This is a genomic window from Ruegeria faecimaris (assembly GCF_900182615.1).
GTDB classification, from domain to species: domain Bacteria; phylum Pseudomonadota; class Alphaproteobacteria; order Rhodobacterales; family Rhodobacteraceae; genus Ruegeria; species Ruegeria faecimaris.
The window spans coordinates 152,370-173,427 of record NZ_FXTE01000002.1 but is presented as its reverse complement, the minus strand read 5'-3'; the positions used below and the strand labels follow the sequence as shown (position 1 = coordinate 173,427).

General features: G+C 55.4%; 24 protein-coding genes. 8 read left to right on the top strand and 16 right to left on the bottom strand.

Annotation, left to right across the window (positions count from 1 at the left end):
* Positions 1-17: 17 nt before the first annotated feature.
* The 4 genes from FN806_RS07135 to FN806_RS07115 form a co-directional block, all read right to left on the bottom strand.
* Positions 18-656 (bottom strand): acyl-homoserine-lactone synthase, encoded by a 639-nt coding sequence (locus tag FN806_RS07135; protein ID WP_142635523.1) that lies wholly within the window; start codon positions 654-656, stop codon positions 18-20.
* A gap of 81 nt (positions 657-737) precedes the next feature.
* On the bottom strand, positions 738-1,457 hold the full coding sequence (locus FN806_RS07130) for a helix-turn-helix transcriptional regulator (RefSeq protein WP_142635521.1): 720 nt from the start codon (positions 1,455-1,457) through the stop codon (positions 738-740).
* A 367-nt stretch (positions 1,458-1,824) separates the two neighbouring features.
* On the bottom strand, positions 1,825-3,111 hold the full coding sequence (gene ccrA, locus FN806_RS07120; RefSeq protein WP_142635517.1) for a crotonyl-CoA carboxylase/reductase: 1,287 nt from the start codon (positions 3,109-3,111) through the stop codon (positions 1,825-1,827).
* Between the two features lie 115 nt (positions 3,112-3,226).
* Positions 3,227-4,612: a 1-acyl-sn-glycerol-3-phosphate acyltransferase gene (locus FN806_RS07115; RefSeq protein ID WP_142635515.1), complete on the bottom strand. Its 1,386-nt coding sequence runs from the start codon at positions 4,610-4,612 to the stop codon at positions 3,227-3,229.
* 129 nt (positions 4,613-4,741) lie between these two features.
* Here FN806_RS07115 and FN806_RS07110 point away from each other — a divergent pair, with 129 nt between their 5' ends.
* From FN806_RS07110 to deoD, 3 genes are all read left to right on the top strand, one after another.
* On the top strand, positions 4,742-6,724 hold the full coding sequence (locus tag FN806_RS07110) for a protein meaA (RefSeq protein WP_281286264.1): 1,983 nt from the start codon (positions 4,742-4,744) through the stop codon (positions 6,722-6,724).
* 125 nt (positions 6,725-6,849) lie between these two features.
* Positions 6,850-7,167 (top strand): H-NS histone family protein, encoded by a 318-nt coding sequence (locus FN806_RS07105; RefSeq protein WP_142635511.1) that lies wholly within the window; start codon positions 6,850-6,852, stop codon positions 7,165-7,167.
* Between the two features lie 17 nt (positions 7,168-7,184).
* Positions 7,185-7,895: a purine-nucleoside phosphorylase gene (gene deoD, locus FN806_RS07100; protein WP_142635510.1), complete on the top strand. Its 711-nt coding sequence runs from the start codon at positions 7,185-7,187 to the stop codon at positions 7,893-7,895.
* Positions 7,896-7,934: 39 nt separating this feature from the next.
* Here the strand turns inward: deoD and FN806_RS07095 are convergent, their stop codons facing one another.
* From FN806_RS07095 to FN806_RS07090, 3 genes are all read right to left on the bottom strand, one after another.
* The gene (locus FN806_RS07095; RefSeq protein ID WP_142635508.1) at positions 7,935-8,132 is read right to left on the bottom strand and encodes a hypothetical protein; all 198 of its coding nucleotides are present in this window, start codon (positions 8,130-8,132) and stop codon (positions 7,935-7,937) included.
* 50 nt (positions 8,133-8,182) lie between these two features.
* Positions 8,183-8,323, bottom strand: a complete 141-nt coding sequence (locus FN806_RS20425) for a hypothetical protein (RefSeq protein ID WP_185956642.1) — start codon at positions 8,321-8,323, stop codon at positions 8,183-8,185.
* Between the two features lie 136 nt (positions 8,324-8,459).
* Positions 8,460-9,239 carry a succinate dehydrogenase iron-sulfur subunit gene (locus FN806_RS07090; RefSeq protein ID WP_142635506.1) on the bottom strand — a complete coding sequence of 260 codons (780 nt, stop codon included), beginning with the start codon at positions 9,237-9,239 and terminating at the stop codon, positions 8,460-8,462.
* 254 nt (positions 9,240-9,493) lie between these two features.
* Between FN806_RS07090 and FN806_RS07085 the strand changes: the two genes are divergently transcribed.
* Together FN806_RS07085 and FN806_RS07080 are read left to right on the top strand one after the other, a co-directional pair.
* The gene (locus tag FN806_RS07085; protein ID WP_185956641.1) at positions 9,494-10,465 is read left to right on the top strand and encodes a glycosyltransferase family 4 protein; all 972 of its coding nucleotides are present in this window, start codon (positions 9,494-9,496) and stop codon (positions 10,463-10,465) included.
* On the top strand, positions 10,458-11,324 hold the full coding sequence (locus tag FN806_RS07080) for an FkbM family methyltransferase (protein WP_142635502.1): 867 nt from the start codon (positions 10,458-10,460) through the stop codon (positions 11,322-11,324). The genes FN806_RS07085 and FN806_RS07080 overlap by 8 nt, the downstream gene beginning before the upstream one ends.
* 78 nt (positions 11,325-11,402) lie before the next feature.
* On the opposite strand, the gene sdhA is transcribed toward FN806_RS07080, so the two are convergent.
* The 8 genes from sdhA to FN806_RS07040 form a co-directional block, all read right to left on the bottom strand.
* On the bottom strand, positions 11,403-13,211 hold the full coding sequence (sdhA, locus tag FN806_RS07075; RefSeq protein ID WP_142635500.1) for a succinate dehydrogenase flavoprotein subunit: 1,809 nt from the start codon (positions 13,209-13,211) through the stop codon (positions 11,403-11,405).
* A gap of 25 nt (positions 13,212-13,236) precedes the next feature.
* On the bottom strand, positions 13,237-13,608 hold the full coding sequence (locus FN806_RS07070; protein WP_142635498.1) for a succinate dehydrogenase, hydrophobic membrane anchor protein: 372 nt from the start codon (positions 13,606-13,608) through the stop codon (positions 13,237-13,239).
* 11 nt (positions 13,609-13,619) lie between these two features.
* The gene (sdhC, locus tag FN806_RS07065) at positions 13,620-14,003 is read right to left on the bottom strand and encodes a succinate dehydrogenase, cytochrome b556 subunit (RefSeq protein WP_142635496.1); all 384 of its coding nucleotides are present in this window, start codon (positions 14,001-14,003) and stop codon (positions 13,620-13,622) included.
* Between the two features lie 199 nt (positions 14,004-14,202).
* Positions 14,203-14,865: a DUF1194 domain-containing protein gene (locus FN806_RS07060; RefSeq protein ID WP_142635494.1), complete on the bottom strand. Its 663-nt coding sequence runs from the start codon at positions 14,863-14,865 to the stop codon at positions 14,203-14,205.
* Positions 14,866-14,915: 50 nt separating this feature from the next.
* Positions 14,916-15,944 (bottom strand): MaoC family dehydratase, encoded by a 1,029-nt coding sequence (locus tag FN806_RS07055; RefSeq protein WP_142635492.1) that lies wholly within the window; start codon positions 15,942-15,944, stop codon positions 14,916-14,918.
* Positions 15,944-16,150, bottom strand: a complete 207-nt coding sequence (locus tag FN806_RS07050; RefSeq protein WP_142635490.1) for a DUF1737 domain-containing protein — start codon at positions 16,148-16,150, stop codon at positions 15,944-15,946. Before FN806_RS07050 ends, FN806_RS07055 begins: the two co-directional genes overlap by 1 nt.
* A 12-nt stretch (positions 16,151-16,162) precedes the next feature.
* Entirely contained in the window at positions 16,163-16,717 is a 555-nt protein-coding gene (locus tag FN806_RS07045; RefSeq protein ID WP_142635488.1) for an NnrU family protein, read from the bottom strand.
* A 6-nt stretch (positions 16,718-16,723) separates the two neighbouring features.
* Positions 16,724-17,581 carry an HpcH/HpaI aldolase/citrate lyase family protein gene (locus FN806_RS07040; protein WP_142635486.1) on the bottom strand — a complete coding sequence of 286 codons (858 nt, stop codon included), beginning with the start codon at positions 17,579-17,581 and terminating at the stop codon, positions 16,724-16,726.
* A gap of 171 nt (positions 17,582-17,752) precedes the next feature.
* Here FN806_RS07040 and FN806_RS07035 point away from each other — a divergent pair, with 171 nt between their 5' ends.
* Positions 17,753-18,052, top strand: a complete 300-nt coding sequence (locus FN806_RS07035) for a hypothetical protein (RefSeq protein WP_142635484.1) — start codon at positions 17,753-17,755, stop codon at positions 18,050-18,052.
* Here FN806_RS07035 and FN806_RS07030 read toward each other — a convergent pair.
* A complete protein-coding gene (locus FN806_RS07030) occupies positions 18,049-18,804 on the bottom strand; it encodes a sulfite exporter TauE/SafE family protein (RefSeq protein ID WP_142635482.1) in 756 nt (251 codons plus the stop codon). The two genes, FN806_RS07035 and FN806_RS07030, sit on opposite strands and share 4 nt — an antisense overlap.
* Before the next feature lie 161 nt (positions 18,805-18,965).
* Here FN806_RS07030 and mdh point away from each other — a divergent pair, with 161 nt between their 5' ends.
* Positions 18,966-19,928: a malate dehydrogenase gene (gene mdh / locus FN806_RS07025; protein ID WP_142635480.1), complete on the top strand. Its 963-nt coding sequence runs from the start codon at positions 18,966-18,968 to the stop codon at positions 19,926-19,928.
* Positions 19,929-19,997: 69 nt separating this feature from the next.
* A complete protein-coding gene (locus FN806_RS07020; protein WP_185956640.1) occupies positions 19,998-20,846 on the top strand; it encodes a putative nucleotide-diphospho-sugar transferase in 849 nt (282 codons plus the stop codon).
* The last annotated feature ends 212 nt before the right edge of the window (positions 20,847-21,058 follow it).

Below are 21,058 nucleotides of genomic sequence, written 5' to 3'. Positions count from 1 at the left end.
TTGGCTTTCAGACCCCGTCAGGCGGACAGGGCAAACCGGTGTTGCCGGACAGTGCCAAACGCGGCTTTGAACCACATCCTGGACAGCTCACGTGGGATGCCCGCCCGTTCAGCCACCCGATTGCAATCCTCGGGCGAATAGGGCCAGAGCCCAACCGAAATCTGATCACGCCCTTTCCCTTGTGACCCCAGAACGACTGGAGACGATCCGATCAGACGGTAGATCCGAATCATGCGCGCATCAAAGACGCCAGCAATATGGGTCAGCCCGAACCCTTCCATGATTTCGCCGCCACTCAGCATGATGGCACCGGCAGTATGGGCACTGGCCGTTCGTGACAGGCAGAATCGCGTCACCTCCCAGATCAGCGGGCTGTGGACAGGCTTACCTCCTGTCAGATGCCCAAACACCTCATTCACCATGACAGGTCCTGTCGTCGGCAAAACCCGCATCGACCCCCCATGGCTGCCATCCTCTTCTTCCCAGATGACATAGAGCGGATTCAGGTCATCATACTGATCCCGCTCTTCTCCTTTTTCGTCCACGTGAACATCCCAGCCCAGACGTGTTTTGAACTGATCCGCTCGATCCCGGAACATCCCTTGGGCCAAATTCGGAAACTTATGTAGTTCGTCGGCAAACAAATAGCGCAACATGACTTTCCCCTTGTCGTCCTGTGCAGGAACGAAGGGGGTACAAAGTCGTGGTTAATTTCCCGTTTTTGGCGCGCGCGCTTGTTAAACCACTATTAATCCACGGCTGAGTGCTGTTGCGATGGCATGGGTTGTGTTCTGCGCCCCAAGCTTGGCACGCGCACTTTCAATATAGACACGCAGCGTATGTTCCGAGATTGACAGTGAGTGCGCGACTTGTGCCCGGCTGTATCCAAGCGCCAGCAAGGTCATGGCATCCGTCTCACGAGGCGACAGGCCTCGGGTCGTATCCGGCTGCCTGTCGGTTTCGAACTCCAGAGCCTTTCGGTTAAAGTAATGCGCGATCAAAATCAGCTCGCGGCCATGGGCCTCGATGAAGGACTTCCATTTCTCATCATCACATGAGTGATTCACTGTGAATAAGGCAAACTGGCCGTTCGGCCCCCGGATGGGGATCGAATAACCCTGATTGCCAACCCCATGTTCAAGCGCATCCTGCAAAAAGGCTTTCGCCACTTTTCCAGACCAGTCCAGAAATTTCCAGTCAACCGGGTGGAACCGTTGGAAACACCCCAGGATCACTGGATCTATGCGGTGATAATTCCGCTCCCGGTATCGCTCGGCCCAAGCGTCCGGGTAAGTTGTATAGCCGTATTGATCCCCGGCACCATCAACCCAATGATAGATAAGATGTTCAACCTGCAGCCGGTCGCGCAATCGAACGGCTACATCGCCCAACTCGTCAAGCGTGTTGGTGCTTTCCAAGTCCTCTAGGACCTGACTCATGTCGAGTTGTGTTCCCATTCGCGGGCGCCTGTGCCTTATCTTGCATGGACGCAATCTCGGCCGCTGCGATCAACTTGGTATCATCAAGCTGCTCGGCAAGTGCGGTCAAACCGTTTTCAACAGCGAAGGCGTTGAGGTCCGACAAAACGTCCAGTATCCACTCATTATGCGCCATCTAAAGTCTCTCCGAAACGGTTAACGAAGGGTTAACACAACCATAACATGTGAGATGATTTTAAGCCTATTCACTGGTTTCTACTCCCCAAAACTAGCGGGTCACGATTCTGTAACCCACTGTAATTATTTCCTTATGCCTCGAAATAGATACACCCGCGCTCGCTCGATGCGATTCGCGGGTGCTAATATTCTATTTTTTTTGGGGGGCTCAGCCTTTTGCGTCTAGAACCTCTTCAAGCGTGCGCAAGCCCGTCTGCGGCGCCTGAACCAGAACCGACATGTTGCCTGGTTTATGCTCATTCCGCATCATCTTCATATGCGCGTCGGGCAATTCACCCCAGGCAAACACTTCGGACATGCAGGGATCCAGACGGCGTTCGACCATCAGTTGGTTCGCGGCAGCAGCCTGCTTGAGATGCGCAAAATGCGAACCTTGCAGGCGTTTCTGATGCATCCACATATAGCGAACGTCGAAAGTCAGGTTATAGCCGGTGGTACCGGCGCAGATCACAACCATACCACCTTTTTTCACGACAAAGGTCGACACCGGAAATGTGCTTTCGCCGGGATGTTCAAACACCATGTCGACATTTTTGCCTTTGCCGGTGATTTCCCAGATCGCCTTGCCGAATTTGCGCGCCTCTTTGAACCAGTCCGCATATTCCGGTGTGTTTACTGTGGGCAACTGACCCCAGCAGTTAAAGTCTTTGCGATTCAGCACGCCCTTGGCGCCCAGCCCCATAACAAAGTCACGCTTGCTTTCGTCCGAGATCACGCCGATTGCGTTGGCGCCTGCGGTATTGATCAGCTGGATCGCATAAGAGCCCAGGCCGCCCGAGGCACCCCAGACCAGAACGTTCTGGCCCGGCTTCAGATCATGCGGCTCGTGCCCGAACAGCATCCGATACGCGGTCGCCAGCGTCAGAGTATAGCAAGCGCTTTCTTCCCAGGTCAGGTGCTTGGGGCGCGGCATCAACTGCTGGGCTTGAACATTGGTGAACTGTGCAAAAGACCCATCCGGCGTTTCATAACCCCAGATTCGCTGGCTGTCCGAATACATCGGATCGCCACCATTACAATGTTCGTCGTCGCCATCGTCCTGGTTGCAGTGAATGACAACCTCGTCGCCCACTTTCCATCGCGTTACTTTCGAACCCACGGCCCATACGATCCCCGAAGCGTCAGAACCGGCGATATGATACGGGGCTTTGTGGCCGTCAAAGGGCGAGATCGGCTTGCCCAGGGATGCCCAGACGCCGTTATAGTTAACGCCCGCCGCCATCACCAGAACCAACACCTCGTGGCTGTCCAGCTCTGGTACGTCCACGACTTCCTGGACCATCGCAGTATCCGGTTCCCCGTGGCGTTCCTTACGGATTGCCCATGCATACATTTTCTTAGGCACAAACCCCATCGGAGGGATTTCACCCATTTCATAGAGGTCTTTTTCCGGCGCGTCGTAAGTTGCGATACCGCTGTCGGTGTCCAGAGCCATGTTGGCCTCCTTATTTCTCATTCCTGTTTGCCGCGATGCAGAAGCGCTTGCGTTGGATGATGAGATATTGGCCTGAAGGAAATAATGCAATAGATTTTGCATCATTTTTGTAATTTTATGACCCAGCGCCTGCAGAAACTTCTTTCGCTGCCGCAGCATCAGGCCAGCCGTCGCCAATCGGGGCTGAGGCTGCATAGTAGTCGAGCAGATCAACCCTTTGCCCGGATTGAGATATTTTCCCACCTTCTCGTTTCAGAATTCTGCGTTCGACCAGCTGATCCAAGGCAGCTGAAACCGCGGACTCATCCTGATCACCCAAAGTTCCGTCACGTTGCAAAAACCCGGTGATCAAGCTTTTAAGCTCGTCTTCGGGCATTTCTCCTTTGGTGCGAACCAGCCAGCACGCTGCAGGAACAGGCGCCTGCGGAATCGCTTCTTTGATCCGTTGCATGAGTTCGCGCGCGAGATCAGTCATCACATCGTCATGGGCGGTGCGGAATTCCTTCAATGAGATAGGGTGACCATATCGCACTCCAGCAAATCCAAACCGCTGGTAGCGACCGGTCAGACGCCTGCCTATCTGTTTCAACATCCACCCAGTTATAACCCCGATTCGGGCACGAAATTGCCTTTGATTGCCAAGTGCGGCCTTGGTCAGGATCGTATCTTCAAGAACCCGGTCATAGTTTAGCGCAACGGGAACAAACACCACATCCGCCCCATCCACCCTGGCACCATCGATTATGTATTTCAAAAGCCCCAGCTTGGGGCGTGCCATGGCCCCCGTCAGGCTCAGCCCGCCTTCAGGGAACATGGCCTGTGTAACACCGGCATCGGTGGCATGCCGGACATAGCAGGCCAATACCTGACGATAGAGTTCGCTGCCGGACTTGCGGCGAATAAAATAGGCCCCCATCGCACGAATCAACCGACTGAGCGGCCAAACACGCGCCCATTCGCCAACAGCATAAGACAAAGCCGATTGCTGGGCCGCCAGATAGGTGACCAGCACATAATCCATGTTGCTGCGGTGGTTCATCACAAAAACAACTGTCGCATTTGGATCAATATCTTTCAGGGCATCTTCATCCTGATAACTAAGCCGTACATCATAAAAGGCGTTGCTCAGAATCCGCGCCAACCGGATGGCGATACTGAAATAGGCAACGGCGGAAAAAGAAGGCACGATCTCGCGCGCATACCGCTGGGCCTGCTCAAAGGCGACCGCTTCGGGAATGCCTTCTTCACGTGCGTGCTGCTGCACGGCCTGCCCTACCTGAGGATCATAGATCAGACGTTGAATCATATCGTGGCGTCGGGCCAGCTTGAACGGCTGTATCGGGCGCTGCAGGCGCGTGTTCAGGCGTTTGACCGCGCGCTCCAACCTACGGCGAAAAAACCACCGCACTGACGGAAACAGAAAATGCGAGGCCAGTGTGACCGCGGCGAATACCAGGATCAACAAAAACAGCCAAAGCGGAAGTTCCACGGTCTGTGTCATAAATGCACCCTGCCACCAATCGCTGCATCCCACAATCGGCACAACCGGAAATGCCGCGGCGCAGCGAATTGACATGTCCCGAAAATTGCGCTTTAGAACCCATGAACGTAATTTTCTTGCCCACCCGCAATACGAGGCCCAGTTATGACGCAGACGCAGAAAGATCGCCCCTGGCTCATCCGAACCTATGCCGGTCATTCCACCGCCAAAGCGTCCAACGCGCTGTATCGCGGGAATCTGGCCAAGGGTCAGACGGGTCTGTCAGTGGCCTTCGATCTGCCGACGCAAACCGGCTATGACAGCGATCACACGCTGGCACGCGGCGAGGTTGGTAAAGTGGGTGTGCCGATCAGCCATCTGGGCGACATGCGGGTTTTGTTCGACCAGATCCCGTTGGAACAGATGAACACGTCGATGACGATAAACGCCACGGCTCCTTGGTTGCTGGCGCTCTATATAGCGGTTGCCGAGGAACAGGGCGCTGATGTCTCTAAACTGCAGGGCACGGTTCAGAACGATCTGATTAAGGAATACCTGAGCCGCGGAACGTATGTCTGCCCGCCGAAACCGTCGCTGAAGATGATCGCCGACGTGGCCGAGTATTGCTATACCAACGTGCCAAAATGGAACCCGATGAACGTCTGTTCCTATCACCTGCAAGAGGCTGGCGCGACGCCCGAGCAGGAACTGTCCTACGCCTTGGCAACAGCGATTGCAGTTCTGGATGAGTTGCGCCCACGGGTACCGGCCGAGGATTTTCCGGCGCTGTGTGGCCGGATTTCGTTCTTTGTGAACGCCGGCATACGGTTTGTTACCGAAATGTGCAAAATGCGGGCTTTTGTCGACCTTTGGGATGAGATTTTGCAACAACGCTATGGCGTTGAGGATCCCAAATTCCGCCGCTTTCGCTATGGCGTTCAGGTAAACTCGCTGGGTCTGACCGAGCAGCAGCCTGAAAACAATGTCTACCGCATCCTGATTGAGATGCTGGCCGTAACACTGTCGAAAAGGGCCCGCGCCCGTGCGGTGCAATTGCCCGCCTGGAACGAGGCGCTGGGATTGCCGCGGCCCTGGGATCAGCAATGGTCGATGCGGATGCAGCAGATTCTGGCCTATGAGACCGACCTGTTGGAATATGGCGATCTGTTTGATGGCAACCCGGCTGTTGATGCCAAGGTTGAAGAGTTGAAAGAAGGCGCGCGTGCGGAGCTGGCAAACCTGGATTCGATGGGCGGCGCTGTCGCTTCGATCGAATACATGAAGTCACGCCTGGTGGATTCGAACGCAGAGCGCCTCAACCGGATCGAGCGCAACGAGACCATTGTGGTCGGCGTGAACAAATGGACCGAGGGCGAGCCCTCACCCCTGGAAACCGAAGACGGCGGCATCATGGTCGTTGATCCGGCAGTAGAGCAGGAACAGATCAACCGCCTGAACGAATGGCGCACCGAACGGGATGGCGCGGCAGTTGCAGCAGCGCTGGCCGCTTTGCGTGAGGCCGCACAATCCGGTGCGAATGTAATGGAGCCGTCAATCGTCGCCGCCAAGGCTGGCGTCACCACCGGCGAATGGGCCGAAGAGATGCGCAAAGTCTATGGCACATATCGCGGCCCGACCGGCGTTTCCGGCTCGGTCTCAAACAAAACCGAAGGGCTGGAGGACTTGCGCTCGGCCGTTGACGCGGTCAGCGACAAGCTTGGACGTCGCCTGAAATTCCTGGTCGGGAAACCCGGTCTGGACGGCCATTCAAATGGCGCTGAACAGATCGCCTTCCGCGCCCGCGATTGCGGCATGGACATCAGCTATGACGGCATCCGTCTGACACCCGAGGAAATTGTGGCCGCCGCAATCGAGGACAAAGCCCATGTGATCGGCCTGTCGATTCTGTCCGGCAGTCACATTCCGTTGGTTCAGGACGTTCTGAACCGTCTGCGCGAGGCGGGCCTGAAACATGTTCCTGTTGTTGTCGGTGGCATTATCCCAGATGACGATGCTGAAAAGCTCAAAGCGATGGGTGTGGCCAAAATCTACACGCCAAAAAACTTCGAGTTGAATGCAATCATGGGCGACATAGTTTCCTTGGTTGATCCGCAAAACCTGGCCGCTGAATAACCGCCGATTTGCCACCCATTTTCCCCGTATCTATCGCCTTCGCGAAAGGGATAGATAATGGATGCTTTTAGAACTACGGTGACTCTTCGGGGACATTGTAATTCGGTAACATCAGGGAAATGTAAATGGGAATGAATCTCGAAAAGATGACGCGCAATGAACTGTTGGAATTGCGTGCCAATGTAGATGTGGCGCTGAAAGCAGCCGAAAGACGTGATCGGAAAGAGGCTTTGGAAGCTGCTCAGAAAGCCGCAGCGGAATTTGGGTTTTCCCTTTCCGAACTTTCTGATGGGTCCTCGAAATCTCTTAAGCTTTCGAAAACAAAAGAAAAATACCGAAATCCATCCAACCACGATCAAACCTGGTCGGGGCGCGGTCGCAAGCCGCATTGGGTACACGAAGCTTTGAAAGCCGGAGCGGATATTTCGGATATGGAAATCTGAATGGAATTGATAACGAAATGACGATTCATATAGGCGCCGAAAAAGGCGAAATCGCTGAAACAGTTCTTTTACCCGGTGATCCTTACCGGGCAAAATGGGCGGCAGAAACTTTTCTGGATAACGCCAAACTGGTGAATGACGTGCGTGGCATGTTGGGCTTCACCGGAACCTGGAAAGGTAATCCGGTCACGATTCAAGGCAGCGGTATGGGAATGCCCTCGCTGTCAATTTACGTGAATGAATTGATCCGCGATTTTGGCGCCAGAACTTTGATCCGTATTGGGTCATGTGGCGGGATGCAGGACAGTGTGAACATTCGTGATGTCATTTTGGCGATGACTTCGACCACGCTCAGCACGCCGTCTCGGGGGATCATGAAAGAGCTCAACTTTGCACCTTGCGCGGATTGGAGCCTGTTGCAGGCCGCCTTTGAGGCTGCGGCAAACAAAGGAACACCAACTCATGTTGGCGGGATTTATTCCTCGGATGTGTTCTACGATGAACGTCCCGATCTGAACGAACAGATGGTGCGTCACGGCATTCTGGGCGTCGAAATGGAAGCCGCCGAACTTTACATCCTGGCCGCGCGCCACAGGTGCCGGGCCCTTGCCGTGCTGACCGTTTCCGACCACTTGCTGACAGGAGAAGCTCTGCCATCGTCCGAACGTGAAAGCAGCTTTGGCGACATGGTTGAGATCGCACTTCAGGCGGCGTTTCCAAAGGCTTAGAAAACGGGTTGGGGCAGGGTCGACCCTGTCCCGCATCGGCTATCCACCGGTCGATCCCTTTAAACACTGCTTGGGGCTTTCCGCCCCATCGGTCTGAGCACCGCAAAACGAACAGACCCATTGCCCTTCTTTTCGGTGCTGGCGCCAACGGCATTCACGCGTCAGTGACGAAGTACGGGCGCGCCACAGAAAATAGGCGAATACGGCGGCGGCAAGAAGCAGAAGAAAAACAGGCATTCTCCTGCTTTGCTGATCAGTCGGTTGTTTTCAAGCCCTGCAATCGCAGATCAGGCAGCATTTGCGTATTCGAACAGCTCTGGCATCCGCTCTGAAGTGGGGATTACCGTTTCTGGCGTATAATAGGCCCATGCCTGTTCCAGCAATTCCAGGGCTTCGGCGGCATCAGCGGAGTTGGTTTTGGTTCTCATCGGAGTGATCCCATTGTGACATAATCACTCCTCCCTGAGCCAAACATAGGACAGGCTGCAGGCGTTCACACCACATATTCTTGCAAATGGGAATTGCACCTGCCGCAACACAGCAGGCACATGGATCAAGCCCGCCTCACACCGTGCGTTCGACCATCATCTTTTTGATCTCGGCGATTGCCTTTGCAGGGTTCAGACCCTTCGGGCAGGTTTTGGCGCAGTTCATGATCGTGTGGCAACGATACAGCTTGAACGGATCTTCCAACTCATCCAGGCGCTCACCAGTTGCCTCATCTCGGCTGTCAATGATCCAACGATATGCATGCAGCAGAGCCGCCGGGCCAAGATAGCGATCGCCATTCCACCAATAACTTGGGCACGAGGTCGAGCAGCTGGCGCACATCACGCATTCATAAAGACCATCCAGCTTTTTGCGGTCTTCAATGGATTGCTTCCACTCTTTCGCCGGCCGGTTGGTCTTGGTTTCTAGCCAGGGCATGATGCTGGCGTGCTGGGCATAGAAATGGGTCAGGTCCGGAATCAGGTCCTTGACCACAGGCATATGGGGCAAAGGATAGATTTTCACATCGCCCTTGATCTCATCCATGCCATAGATGCAGGCCAGCGTGTTGATCCCGTCGATATTCATCGCACAGGACCCACAAATGCCCTCGCGACAAGACCGGCGGAAGGTCAAGGTTGGGTCGATCTCATTCTTGATCTTGATCAGCGCATCCAAAATCATCGGACCGCAGCTGTCCATATCGACGAAATAGGTATCCACCCGGGGATTTTGACCGTCGTCAGGATTCCAGCGATAGATCTGGAACTTGCGCACATTCGTCGCGCCCTCTGGCTTGGGCCATGTCTTTCCGGTGGTAATCCGAGAATTTTTTGGCAGGGTGAGTTGTACCATTTCCGACCTCGCTAAATTCCCGTGTATAGATACACGCTGCAAGTGCGAAAGCCAACCATTTAGCCTTGAAAACAGTCAATAAAGATGGGTGATTTCACCTTTACATTGAGCTTATGTGCATGGAGTCTGCACCCGAGAAAGCAAAAGCTGAGTGCCGTATGCAGACACGAGTATTGAATATTCCCTACGGCACCAAAAACCCCTATCAAAACATGATGTACAGCGCATGCGAGCCAGAGTTTTCTCTAGCTGCAATGAAACAGCTGAACTTTGCAGAGATTGCGAAACCAGAATTTCAGACCGAACACGGAATCCTGCATATCCAATGGGATGACAGGCTGTTTCCGATCAAGGATGGTGAAGATTCCGCGAACAACGCCCTGTTTCAAGATGCCGTGTCGGGACTTGAACTGTATAAATCAAACGGTGGTCGCGTCATCTGGACCATTCACAATCGCACCGCGCATTCAGCGCGTGAGGGCAACGATGGATTTCACGCAGCGCGACGCAAGTTGGCAGAGCTGGTCGATATGATCCATGTCCATACCCCAAATGCGCGGCAACATATGATCGCCCAATATGACGCGGAACCGAATAAGATTTGCCTGATCCCTCACCCAAGCTATCTAGGCGTTTATGAAAGCGCCGAAATCACGCTTGCACGCCTGATGCAACCACGCGATCAGACCCATTTTTTGACATTTGGCGCGATGCGCGGAAACCGCGAGTTGGACCGGCTTCATTTCGCCATCCGGAAGCTAACCAACAGGGGTTTCGACTTTCATATGTCAGTGGTAGGCCGAGTCTTTCGGCCCAGTCGGCGATTGGTACGACGGCTGGACGCCATTTCAAACGTAACCGTGATAGGCGAACGCGTAGAAGATGAGGCTATTCCGAGTGTTTTTTCCCAAGCTCACGCCTATGTTTTGCCATCTACACAAACCTTCACCTCTGGAACCGCAATGCTTGCCATGACCTTTGGCTTGCCAGTTGTCGCCCCGGACATTGAACCCCACCGGCAGACGACCCCGGAATCCTGTCATGATCTACTGTATCCGGCACAAAACCCTCGAGGACTGATCCGCATGATGATGAAGGTGATGGAAATGTCCGATTCAGAACTCGCTGAAAAACGTAGGGCGTGCTTCGAATTCGCTCAGGAACGCGCGCCAGAGCGGATCAGCCGCAAGTTGGCCGAAGCGCTTACGGTTCTAAGAAATGGATAATCTTTTCAGCGCCCGCATTTCTGCTTTGTACGATCTTCTGGATTTGACCAGTATTGTACGCATTGCCGATATTGGCGCCAATCCAATGCGCCATGACGCCCCTTACCGTGACCTACTTAAGAACAAATATTGCAATGTCGTCGGTTTCGAACCTCAGGAAAATACGATGAAAGAGGTCGTCCGCAATAAAGGTGCAAATGAAGAGTATTTCAACTTTGCAGTCGGAGACGGCAAACCGGCCTTGTTGAATATCTACAAGGGCTCGGGTTTGACATCCTTGCTGAAAATAAGGGGAAAAACTCTTTTTTACCTACGCGGCCTACGCAATGCTGCAAGGCAAATTGGCAGTATGGAGATGCAGACGCAGCGGCTGGATGATATCGCAGGTTTGGGTCCAGTGGATTTTCTGAAAATTGACATTCAGGGCGCCGAACTTTCGGTGTTTACCTCGGCGGAAGACACGCTGAAAAATGTCGCCGCCATACAGACCGAAGTATCGTTTTTTCCATTGTACGAGAATCAGCCAGGTTTTGGCGAGGTTGACACATTTCTCAGAAAATTGGGGTTTTTGCCCCATAGTTTTGCGCATATCGAGAACAGGCTGGTCATATCGAAATGGTCGGGAGTTCTTTCGGACTTTGAATCGACACAAATGCTGGACGGGGACATTATCTATCTCAGGGACTTGTCTGATCCTGCAGAGCTGAACAGCCAGATGCTAAAGCGACTGGCAATTCTAACCGAAGGTGTTTTTGGGTTCACAGATGTCAGCCTGAAAATTCTCGATATATTGGCACAGCGTCAGGAAATCTCTGAAGCCGATGTGAATGAGTACATTGAAACATTCATCTCGCCATAGCCGATTGGCTAAGTACAGATATTACTTACCCATAGAATTTGAGCAGTCCGGTGGTTGGTCGCGGACTGCCCAATCACATCAGAAAGTCCGCGCCTTGGGCGCGATTTTCTTCAGGCTGATTCCGCCTTCTGCTTCGGTGCTCAGCGGATCGACGATCACCGGGCGATAGCTGAGGTTCACTTTATTACCGTCCACGCGGGACACCGTGTGAACGCGCCAGTTTTTGTCGTCGCGTTCGCTGAAATCCTCATGCGCATGGGCACCACGGCTTTCCTTGCGCGCTTCGGCACCGACAATGGTGGCCAGCGCACTTGGCATCAGGTTGGTCAGTTCCAGCGTTTCCATCAGATCGCTGTTCCAGACCAACGAGCGGTCGGTGACTTTCAGGTCGTCCATCTTGGCGGCAATCGCCGTCATCTTTTCAACACCTTCGGCCATGGTTTTGGCGGTGCGGAATACGGCCGCGTCAGCCTGCATGGTCTTTTGCATCTCAAGCCGCAGATCGGCGGTCGGGATCGCTCCGCTGGCGTTACGGACGGTGTCAAAGCGATCAAAGGCTTTGTCGACCGACCCCTGGTTCAGAACCGGGTTGGCGCTATCGGCATCCACAACCTTGCCGGCCCGGATCGCCGCCGCGCGGCCAAAGACCACCAGATCGATCAGCGAGTTTGAGCCCAAACGGTTCGCCCCATGGACCGAGGCGCAGCCAGCCTCACCCACAGCCATCAGGCCCGGGACCACGGCGGTTGGGTCCTTGGCGGTGGGGTTCAGAACCTCACCCCAATAGTTGGTCGGGATACCGCCCATGTTGTAGTGCACGGTCGGCAGAACCGGGATCGGCTCTTTGGTCACGTCCACACCGGCAAAGATCTTGGCGCTTTCGGAAATACCCGGCAGACGCTCGGCCAAAGCCTCGGCAGGCAAGTGGCTAAGGTTCAGGTGGATGTGGTCGCCCTCTGCACCCACACCGCGCCCTTCGCGGATTTCCATAGTCATTGAGCGCGAGACATAGTCGCGCGGTGCCAGGTCTTTGTACTGAGGCGCATAGCGCTCCATGAACCGTTCGCCTTCGGAATTGGTCAGGTACCCGCCCTCACCCCGCGCCCCTTCGGTGATCAGACAGCCCGAGCCGTAGATGCCGGTCGGGTGAAATTGAACGAACTCCATATCCTGCAGCGCCAGACCCGCGCGGGCCACCATACCGCCACCGTCACCGGTGCAGGTATGGGCCGAAGTGGCGCTGAAATACGCCCTGCCATAGCCGCCGGTCGCCAGCACCACCATCTTGGCGTTGAAGACATGCATGGTGCCATCGTCCAGCTTCCAGCAGACGACACCCTGACACTGTCCGTCGTCGGACATGATCAGGTCGATGGCGAAATATTCGATGTAGAACTCAGCATTGTTTTTCAACGACTGACCATAGAGCGTGTGCAGGATTGCGTGGCCGGTCCGGTCAGCAGCGGCACAGGTCCGCTGAACCGCCGGGCCTTCACCAAATTCGGTGGTGTGGCCGCCAAAGGGACGCTGATAAATCTTGCCTTCCTCGGTCCGGCTGAAGGGCACACCGTAATGCTCTAGCTCATAGACCGCCTTGGGTGCCTCACGTGCGAGGTATTCCATCGCGTCGGTGTCGCCCAGCCAGTCCGAGCCCTTGACCGTGTCGTACATATGCCACTGCCAGTGGTCAGGACCCATATTCGACAGCGACGCCGCGATGCCGCCCTGCGCGGCAACCGTGTGCGAGCGGGTCGGGAACACCTTGGTCACGCATGCCGTACGCAGACCCTGTTCCGCCATACCCAGCGTTGCGCGAAGACCTGCACCACCTGCGCCTACGACAACGACGTCGTATTCGTGGGTTTCGTATTCATATGCTGCTGTCATTGTTCTTATTCCTTACCGCGCATCATCACAGGGCGAGTTTCACCAGGGCGAACAGCCCCGCAACCATCAGCGTGTAGCCAAACGCCCACATCGCAACCAGCGTCACTTTTTCGGCGACACCATGGATATAGTCTTCGATGGCCTCCTGCGCTTCGTACATCAGCTGCAACAGGGCAACGATCAGTGTCAGCGCGCATACGATCGCCGGGAAGGGGCGACTGAAATAAGCCAGAACCTCTTCGTAGGTTCCGCCCAGACCGGCACCAAATGTGAAGATGAAGAGAGGAATCAGAACGGTCAGGATCATGGCCCGGACCATTGTGTTCCAATGTGTTTGGGTTCCGGATTTGCCCGCTCCCAGACCCTCGGCGCGTTTACGGTCAGTCAGGTATCGCATCGAACGTCTCCTTAAACCACAAGAACGGTGATGATGGTCAGGATCGTGGCACCAACAAACATGCCCCATCCCAGCTTTTCAGAGAGATCAACATCTAGGCAGTAGCCGAAATCCCAAAAGACATGACGCAACCGGCCCAATGTGTGGTACCACAAACCCCAGGCCGCTCCGGTCATGACAAGATCACCGAACCAGCTGCGCAGAAATCCGTCTATGCCTGCAAAGGCCGCCTCAGAGGTTGCCGCCGCCAACAGCCACCACACCACAAGTGCTGCGATTGCGAACACGGCCAATCCAGTCATCCGAACCATGATCGATGACAGAGACGTCATCTGTGGGCGGTAGATGCGGATATGCGGTGAGAGCGGGCGGTTGCCCCGATTTACATCGCTCATGGCGGCTCCTTTTCGGTTGGCTTCCGAAGGTTTTACTGGTTTTTGCGACACTGTCACGTGCTGCAGCTGCAAAAAAGCTCAGAATTCGCGCAAAATGACAGATTAAGCGATAAAGTGATCACACAAAATATTCTTGTGATCACAAATCAAATAAGACGAAACAGATGTTAGCGCCTGCAGCTCCGAATCCCTGCCACACTTATTTCAGACCGGCCGTTTGCTGGGTCACTTCCCGCAACAGTTTCTTTCGGATGCGGGCCGGATAATCCTCGAACCCGGCCGCCGAAACGACAAACGCTCCCTCACCTACAATGACGTTCTCAAAGAAATAGGCCGTCAAGTCGGGTTCGCTTTCCTCGATGGCGATGGCATTTACCGTGACACCTTTCCCACGCAACACATCGTGAATCTCGGACGGTTCAACCCCTTCGTTGGAAACCCCATCACCCGAAATATCAATCAGGTGCCGTTTGCATTCGGTTACCTCGCTGAAACTGGACATTGTGGTCTCAAGCGCCTCACCGATTGCAGTCGAAAAATTGCGCCAGACTCTGGCATCCGCAGCCACCTGTCTGGCGAAGCTATCTATGGCTTCAAAGCTATCCATATGTGTCCAGGGGATCGTCACCTTCTGACGAGAGGCTCCGGTCCATTGGACCAGCATCAACCGCGCATTCCCGCGCACCAGCGCCTCGGAGACGATGGGGTCACGCAATCCAGCGGCCAGGCCGTCCATTTGTATGCGGTATTCGTTCGAATCCACCGATCCCGAGACATCAACGGCCAGAGCCAAAGCAAGATCACACGCCTCGGCGGTCGGGGCCAGAAAGAAACAGGCGACGAAAGAGCGAAGCAGAGACATGGTTGCAGCCTAGCACGAATATTGCAGGCTGCGTTCAAATGAATGTGGGGTCAGACTGGCATCAAAGCCCAGTAGTCGAGGTCCAACAGAACGTTGGGCAGATATCGGCCATCGTCATTTTTCAACTCGAATGGCTCTCCACCCTTCGTGGCGACCAGCCGCAACCGGACCGCCCCAACGCCGGGGATGCCAGTTTCGGCTTTGTCCAGCACCTCAGACCAGGCCTTAATGGTATAGCCTGAGAAGCAAGGGTTGGCATGGGCGCCACCGTTCAACCCGACGATCATCTGCGCATTTGCCAATCCATTGAACGACAGGGTCCGCGCCATCGAGATCACGTGCCCGCCATAGATCAGACGGCCTTCGGGGCGGAAGGTCAGATCGAAATGAACCTTGGCAGTGTTCTGCCAAAGCCGCGTGGCCAGCATATGCTCGGCTTCTTCCACCGTGACGCCGTCCACATGATCAATCTTTTCACCAATCGCGTAATCGCCCCACCGATGCGCTTCACCGGCCTGAACAAATTCATAGGAGGAAAAGTTCAGCCCTTGTGGCACTACCAGATCCTGAGGCTCCAGCGCCTGTTTCAACTCGGGCACCACCGTGTCCGGGGCGGGCGCGTCAGGGTTCGATTTGCGCACCATCACCCAGCGGACATACTCAATAACCACCTCATCGCGCTGGTTCAGGCCACGGGTTCGCACCCACACCACACCGGTTTTTCCGTTCGAGTTCTGCTTGACCCCAATCACTTCGGATTCCGACCGCAGCGTATCGCCGGGATAAACCGGCTTCAACCAACGCCCCTCAGCATAGCCCAGATTGGCCACTGCATTCAGCGATACATCAGGGACAGTCTTGCCAAACACCACGTGAAACGCCGCCAGATCATCGATCGGGCTTTGCGGCAGGCCACAATTCCGGGCGAACTCATCCGAGGAATACAGAGCATGACGCGCCGGATAGAGCGCATGATACAACGCCCGTTCGCCATCGGTCACGGTGCGAGGCACCGCGTGGTGCAGCACTTGCCCTACAGAATAATCCTCGAAGAAACGGCCCGGATTGGTTTTTGCCATTATTGCTGTCCCAGTTTCATTTCAGGGGAATAGTCGGTCGCAACCTCTTTGGTCACGGCCTGCGCACAACGCATCACGTTGTTTGCAGTGTCAAAAGCATAGGACGGGTCGCCATACAGCTCCCACCCTTTTGCCAGCGCGTCCGACACTTTGTGACAGAAGGCTGCGGTGTCTTCCTCGGTCAGCAGACGATAGAGTGTTGCCATGTTGTCAAACCTTTATGAACCAAACGGCGACGGGCCGACCAACCCGTGAATATAGCCGATAATGCCCAGCAGAACGATCGACGCGATAAAGAACATCGCATCCTTGCCGTAAGTGCCCGGCTCGCCCGGTGTCCAGTCCGGCTCGGATTTGTTGATCACGATCACTTCGACCACCGCCCAGGCCAGCAAGCCGCCGAATAGGACGATTGAGGCCAGATCACCATTGACCAGCAAATGCGCAAAGGCCCAGAGCTTCATGCCGCCCAGCATTGGGTGACGCAGCTTGTTCAGCAGACGACCCTTTTGGCCTGCGGGGCTCATCATATAGATGGCGATCAGCACCAGCAGGTTGTTGACGTGGATCAGAAAGGTCGGCGGCGACCAGATTGGGATGAAATCGGTCATGCGATAACCGAAGATCATCAACAGGATTGACGCCAGCAGCGCCAGCGCCACCGCGCCCGCACCGCCTTTGCCCATCGCCGCGCGCTGGTCCGGCATCACGCGTTTGAACAGATGTGCGGCCCACCAGAGCGCCACACCAAGAATCAGAAGAACAAAGCCCATGCTGGCTTACCCCGCTTGCAAAGCTGAAATCGCCTCTGCTTTTGCCAGAATTTCACGGGCGGTTGCAACGTGCAGGTTTTCCACGATCTTGCCATCGACGACCGCGACGCCCTGCCCTTGTGCTTCGGTCTCTTCAAACGCGGTGATCTGGCGGCGGGCCAGATCGATTTCCTCATCCGATGGGGCGAAGGCGTCGTTGGTGACATCGACCTGTGCGGGATGGATAAGGGTCTTGCCGTCAAAGCCCATATCGCGGCCCTGCGCGCATTCGGCCGCCAGGCCTTCGCTGTCCTTGAAGGCGTTATAGACGCCATCGACGATGATCAGCCCCTCAGCCTTGGCGGCTAACAGGCACAGGCCCAGCGACGTCTGCAACGGCAGGCGGTCTGGGCGGAACCGTGTCTGCAATTCCTTGGCCAGATCGTTGGTGCCCATGACGAAGCCCGCCATCTGCGGATGCGCGGCAATTTCGGCGGCGTTCAGCATCCCGCGCGGGGTCTCCATCATGGCCCATATCGGCAGATCACCGGTTATTGCGGCCAACGCATCCACATCTGCGGCAGAATTCACTTTGGGCAGCAGAACCACATCCACGTCCATGTCCCGCACGGCTAGGGCATCGGCCCGGCCCCATTCGGTATCTAGGCCATTGATTCGTACGATCTTGACCCGCGCCCCATAACCGCCAGCAGCCAAGGCAGCCCCGAGCGTTTCGCGCGCGTTGTTTTTTTCGTCCGCCGCGACCGCATCTTCGAGGTCAAAAATAACCGCATCAACAGGCAGGTTGCGGGCCTTGTCCAACGCCCGGTCTTTGGAACCGGGAATGTACAATACGGAACGATAGGGTCGCTGACGGGAGTCCATTGGCTTCGGCCTCTTGAAATAATGTTGCGCAGAATGGGGCATTTTCTGCAGGAAAGTTCAAGCGCAAACTTGCCGCACCGCAGCATTAACGACGCAACGTGCGTTCCTTTAACCGTATTTCGGTCTGCACCGGTCACCGTCTTGGCAGATCGCAATCAAAAGGGTTCACCGATGAGCAAGACGCTGTTCAATATGACAATGGGGCTGGGTATCATGGTTCTGGCCGCCCAGCAGGTGCAGGCTCAAAGCTGCGCCCCCCGCGACGAGGTCATGACTCGACTGGCCGAGACTTATGGCGAAACGCGTAAGAGCATTGGCATCGCCCGACAAGGTGCGGTGATGGAAGTCTTTGCCTCTGATCAAAGCGGAAGCTGGACTATTACGGTGACATTACCGGATGGAATGACCTGCCTTGTGGCTTCGGGCCAGTCCTACGAAGATATGGCCGAAGCACTGCCGCCCAATGTCTAGCTCAGGGCCTCCCAGATCAGTTTTGTTCCGGTCAGCATCAGCAAAACGTAGGCAATACCGAAGAACAGGCGTTCGGATATCATGAAATGCGCGCGCACACCTAGCCATGCACCAAGCACGGCAAATGGAGCCAGCAACAAGTCGGCCAGCGCAGTGTGCCATGTGAACAGACCCAGATAGGCATACGGAATGAATTTAGCGACATTGATGACCCAGAAGACCAGCACTGTGCTCGCCTGAAACTCGGTTTTAGACAGACGCTGCGAGATCAGATAGACGGCGGCGGGTGGGCCGCCCGCATGACTGACAAAGCTGGTGAATCCGGCGACCAACCCCGCAAGAATTCCCGCAAATGGCGGCAGGCGATTGGCAAAGCCGCGGATCCAGCCCTTTCTCTGGGCCACATGCCAGATCACGAACCCCACTGAAATCCCTCCGATCAGCAGGCGCAGAAGGTCGTCATTCGTGGCGCGATACAGCCAGGCGCCCACTGCCACACCCGGCACTGCCCCCACGATCAGCAGGCGTGAATCCGGCCAGTTCCAGCGTTTCCAATAGGGGCCCAGCGTAGCGACGTCGATTACCATCAGAATTGGCAACATCAGTGCAAGCGCCTGTCCCGGTGTCAGGATCAGTGCCAGAATCGATGACGCGGCAAACGCCACCCCCGAGCCGAACCCACCCTTCGAGATGCCGGCGAAGATCACAGCAGGGATCGCCACGGCAAAAAACATCAGGTCCATCTCGAACATGCGGCGTCCCGTAAATATGCATGAGTCACAGGCGGTTTAGCGCAATCGGTAGGAGACATGCAAACGGTATGCGGTGGCATGCCGCGCCGCAGAAGGCTTGCGCAGCGCCGGTTTTAGGACTAGCAAAACCGCGATTTCAATACCGACCGGAGATTTTCCAAATGGCCAGACCCAAGATCGCGCTGATCGGCGCAGGTCAGATCGGCGGCACGCTCGCCCACCTCGCAGCAATGAAGGAACTCGGTGACGTCGTGCTGTTCGACATCGCCGAGGGCACTCCGGAAGGCAAGGCGCTGGATATCGCAGAATCCGGCCCTTCCGAAGGGTTCGACGCCAAGCTGAAAGGCACCCAGTCCTACGAGGACATCGCAGGCGCCGACGTTTGCATCGTCACCGCAGGTGTCCCACGCAAGCCAGGCATGAGCCGTGATGACCTGCTGGGCATCAACCTGAAAGTCATGAAGTCGGTCGGTGAAGGCATCGCCGCCAACGCGCCCGATGCTTTTGTCATCTGCATCACCAACCCGCTGGACGCGATGGTCTGGGCTCTGCGTGAATTCTCGGGCATGCCGCACAACAAGGTCTGCGGCATGGCGGGCGTTCTGGACTCGGGCCGTTTTGCCCACTTCTTGTCGGAAGAATTCAACGTGTCCATGCGCGACGTCACTGCCTTTGTTCTGGGTGGCCACGGCGACACCATGGTTCCTTCGGTTCGTTATTCTACCGTTGCGGGCATCCCGCTTCCCGATCTGGTCGAGATGGGCTGGACCACACAAGAGAAACTGGACGCAATCGTGCAGCGCACCCGAGACGGCGGGGCTGAAATCGTTGGCCTGCTGAAAACAGGTTCGGCTTTCTATGCGCCTGCCACATCGGCAATCGAAATGGCCGAAGCCTATCTGAAAGACCAGAAACGCGTCCTGCCCTGCGCCGCTTATTGCGACGGAGAGCTGGGTGTCGAAGGCATGTATGTCGGCGTCCCCACCGTGATCGGCGCAGGCGGTATCGAGCGTATCGTCAACATCAAGCTCAACGAAGAAGAGCAGGCCGGTTTCGACAATTCGGTCAACGCCGTGAAGGGCCTGATCGAAGCATGCAAAGGCATCGACAGCTCTCTGGCCTGATCCGTCTTATACGGTTAAACAGAACCCGGCTCACCCATGGTGGGCCGGGTCATTTTTTGGAAGATTGCCATGTCGTCTCAGGGATTTGTCATTGCCGCAAGCGGTAAGGATTACATCGAAACAGCGGTGGCAGCGGCTCGGTCGTTAAAGGTCGCCATGCCGGATGTACCGGTCGACCTGTTCACCGACCTCGAAAACATCCCGGGAACAGAAGTGTTTGACCAAATCCACATGCTGGACAAAAGCTGGTTCCGACCCAAGTTCGAAAGCCTTGTGCGGTCCCGGTTCGAAAAGACGGTCTATTTGGATGCCGATGTGCGCTGTCTGGCAGATATGTCGGATATCTTCACCGTCCTAGAGCAGTTTGATATCGCGATGGTCCATGACCCTTTGCGCAACTCGGCCCATGCGCAACGTGTTTGGAAAACTCCGCTGCCCAACGCATTTCCCCATCTCAATGGCGGGCTGGTTGGAATTCGCACTTCGGACGCAGTGCTGGATTTCCTGCGAGATGTACAAGAGACTATCATCTCGGAAAACCTGACCTCAGATCAGGCGCTGATCCGCGAAAAGCTGTTTGCCAGCGCGTTGCGACTGGCAGTTCTGCCACCCGAGTACAACTTCCTCGATTATCGTCAGGCCGAGATGTTCGGTTTTCTGCACAGCGCCCCGCGCCTGCTGCATCACTACAAATTTCACAGCCGTCATGACAAGCGGCTGGACAGCGCTAGAACTGTCGCCGGTTTGGTAGGGCCCGATCTCGAACGTCATATCAACAGCCTTATCGAAGCCGACGCACAGCTCACGCCCGGCGCGTCGAAAAAAGTCCGACCACTGGTCGACAAAGGCTTGTTGGGCAAACTGCGCAAACTGGTGATGTCTGTGAAAAAGGGTATCGTCCGCCTCAGACGCGGATAGGTTAGCGCTAGCTTGAAAACGTCATATTCTATTGGGTGAATTTCCTGCCGAATCAACGCTCAATACCAGCTCAAGTTTTGTGATCACACCCTGAAAAGCTGTGATCACAAATAATGAAAATCTTCGTGAAAAACCTCCTTTACGTCAAAAAAGCCTTTAAACTTACCCCTTAGACACGCCTATATCGGTCAATCGTAGTCAGACGGGACAGT

Coding starts and splice junctions, on each gene's coding strand:
- FN806_RS20425 (WP_185956642.1), bottom strand. CDS start 8,323: ATGAGAACCAAAACCAACTCCGCTGATGCCGCCGAAGCCCTGGAATTG.
- FN806_RS07080 (WP_142635502.1), top strand. CDS start 10,458: ATGGATAATCTTTTCAGCGCCCGCATTTCTGCTTTGTACGATCTTCTG.
- FN806_RS07035 (WP_142635484.1), top strand. CDS start 17,753: ATGAGCAAGACGCTGTTCAATATGACAATGGGGCTGGGTATCATGGTT.
- FN806_RS07050 (WP_142635490.1), bottom strand. CDS start 16,150: ATGGCAACACTCTATCGTCTGCTGACCGAGGAAGACACCGCAGCCTTC.
- FN806_RS07095 (WP_142635508.1), bottom strand. CDS start 8,132: ATGCCTGTTTTTCTTCTGCTTCTTGCCGCCGCCGTATTCGCCTATTTT.
- FN806_RS07020 (WP_185956640.1), top strand. CDS start 19,998: ATGTCGTCTCAGGGATTTGTCATTGCCGCAAGCGGTAAGGATTACATC.
- FN806_RS07030 (WP_142635482.1), bottom strand. CDS start 18,804: ATGTTCGAGATGGACCTGATGTTTTTTGCCGTGGCGATCCCTGCTGTG.
- FN806_RS07105 (WP_142635511.1), top strand. CDS start 6,850: ATGGGAATGAATCTCGAAAAGATGACGCGCAATGAACTGTTGGAATTG.
- ccrA (WP_142635517.1), bottom strand. CDS start 3,111: ATGGCTCTGGACACCGACAGCGGTATCGCAACTTACGACGCGCCGGAA.
- sdhA (WP_142635500.1), bottom strand. CDS start 13,211: ATGACAGCAGCATATGAATACGAAACCCACGAATACGACGTCGTTGTC.
- FN806_RS07070 (WP_142635498.1), bottom strand. CDS start 13,608: ATGCGATACCTGACTGACCGTAAACGCGCCGAGGGTCTGGGAGCGGGC.
- sdhC (WP_142635496.1), bottom strand. CDS start 14,003: ATGAGCGATGTAAATCGGGGCAACCGCCCGCTCTCACCGCATATCCGC.
- FN806_RS07090 (WP_142635506.1), bottom strand. CDS start 9,239: ATGGTACAACTCACCCTGCCAAAAAATTCTCGGATTACCACCGGAAAG.
- FN806_RS07040 (WP_142635486.1), bottom strand. CDS start 17,581: ATGGACTCCCGTCAGCGACCCTATCGTTCCGTATTGTACATTCCCGGT.
- FN806_RS07135 (WP_142635523.1), bottom strand. CDS start 656: ATGTTGCGCTATTTGTTTGCCGACGAACTACATAAGTTTCCGAATTTG.
- FN806_RS07130 (WP_142635521.1), bottom strand. CDS start 1,457: ATGGGAACACAACTCGACATGAGTCAGGTCCTAGAGGACTTGGAAAGC.
- deoD (WP_142635510.1), top strand. CDS start 7,185: ATGACGATTCATATAGGCGCCGAAAAAGGCGAAATCGCTGAAACAGTT.
- mdh (WP_142635480.1), top strand. CDS start 18,966: ATGGCCAGACCCAAGATCGCGCTGATCGGCGCAGGTCAGATCGGCGGC.
- FN806_RS07115 (WP_142635515.1), bottom strand. CDS start 4,612: ATGACACAGACCGTGGAACTTCCGCTTTGGCTGTTTTTGTTGATCCTG.
- FN806_RS07055 (WP_142635492.1), bottom strand. CDS start 15,944: ATGGCAAAAACCAATCCGGGCCGTTTCTTCGAGGATTATTCTGTAGGG.
- FN806_RS07045 (WP_142635488.1), bottom strand. CDS start 16,717: ATGGGCTTTGTTCTTCTGATTCTTGGTGTGGCGCTCTGGTGGGCCGCA.
- FN806_RS07060 (WP_142635494.1), bottom strand. CDS start 14,865: ATGTCTCTGCTTCGCTCTTTCGTCGCCTGTTTCTTTCTGGCCCCGACC.
- FN806_RS07085 (WP_185956641.1), top strand. CDS start 9,494: ATGAAACAGCTGAACTTTGCAGAGATTGCGAAACCAGAATTTCAGACC.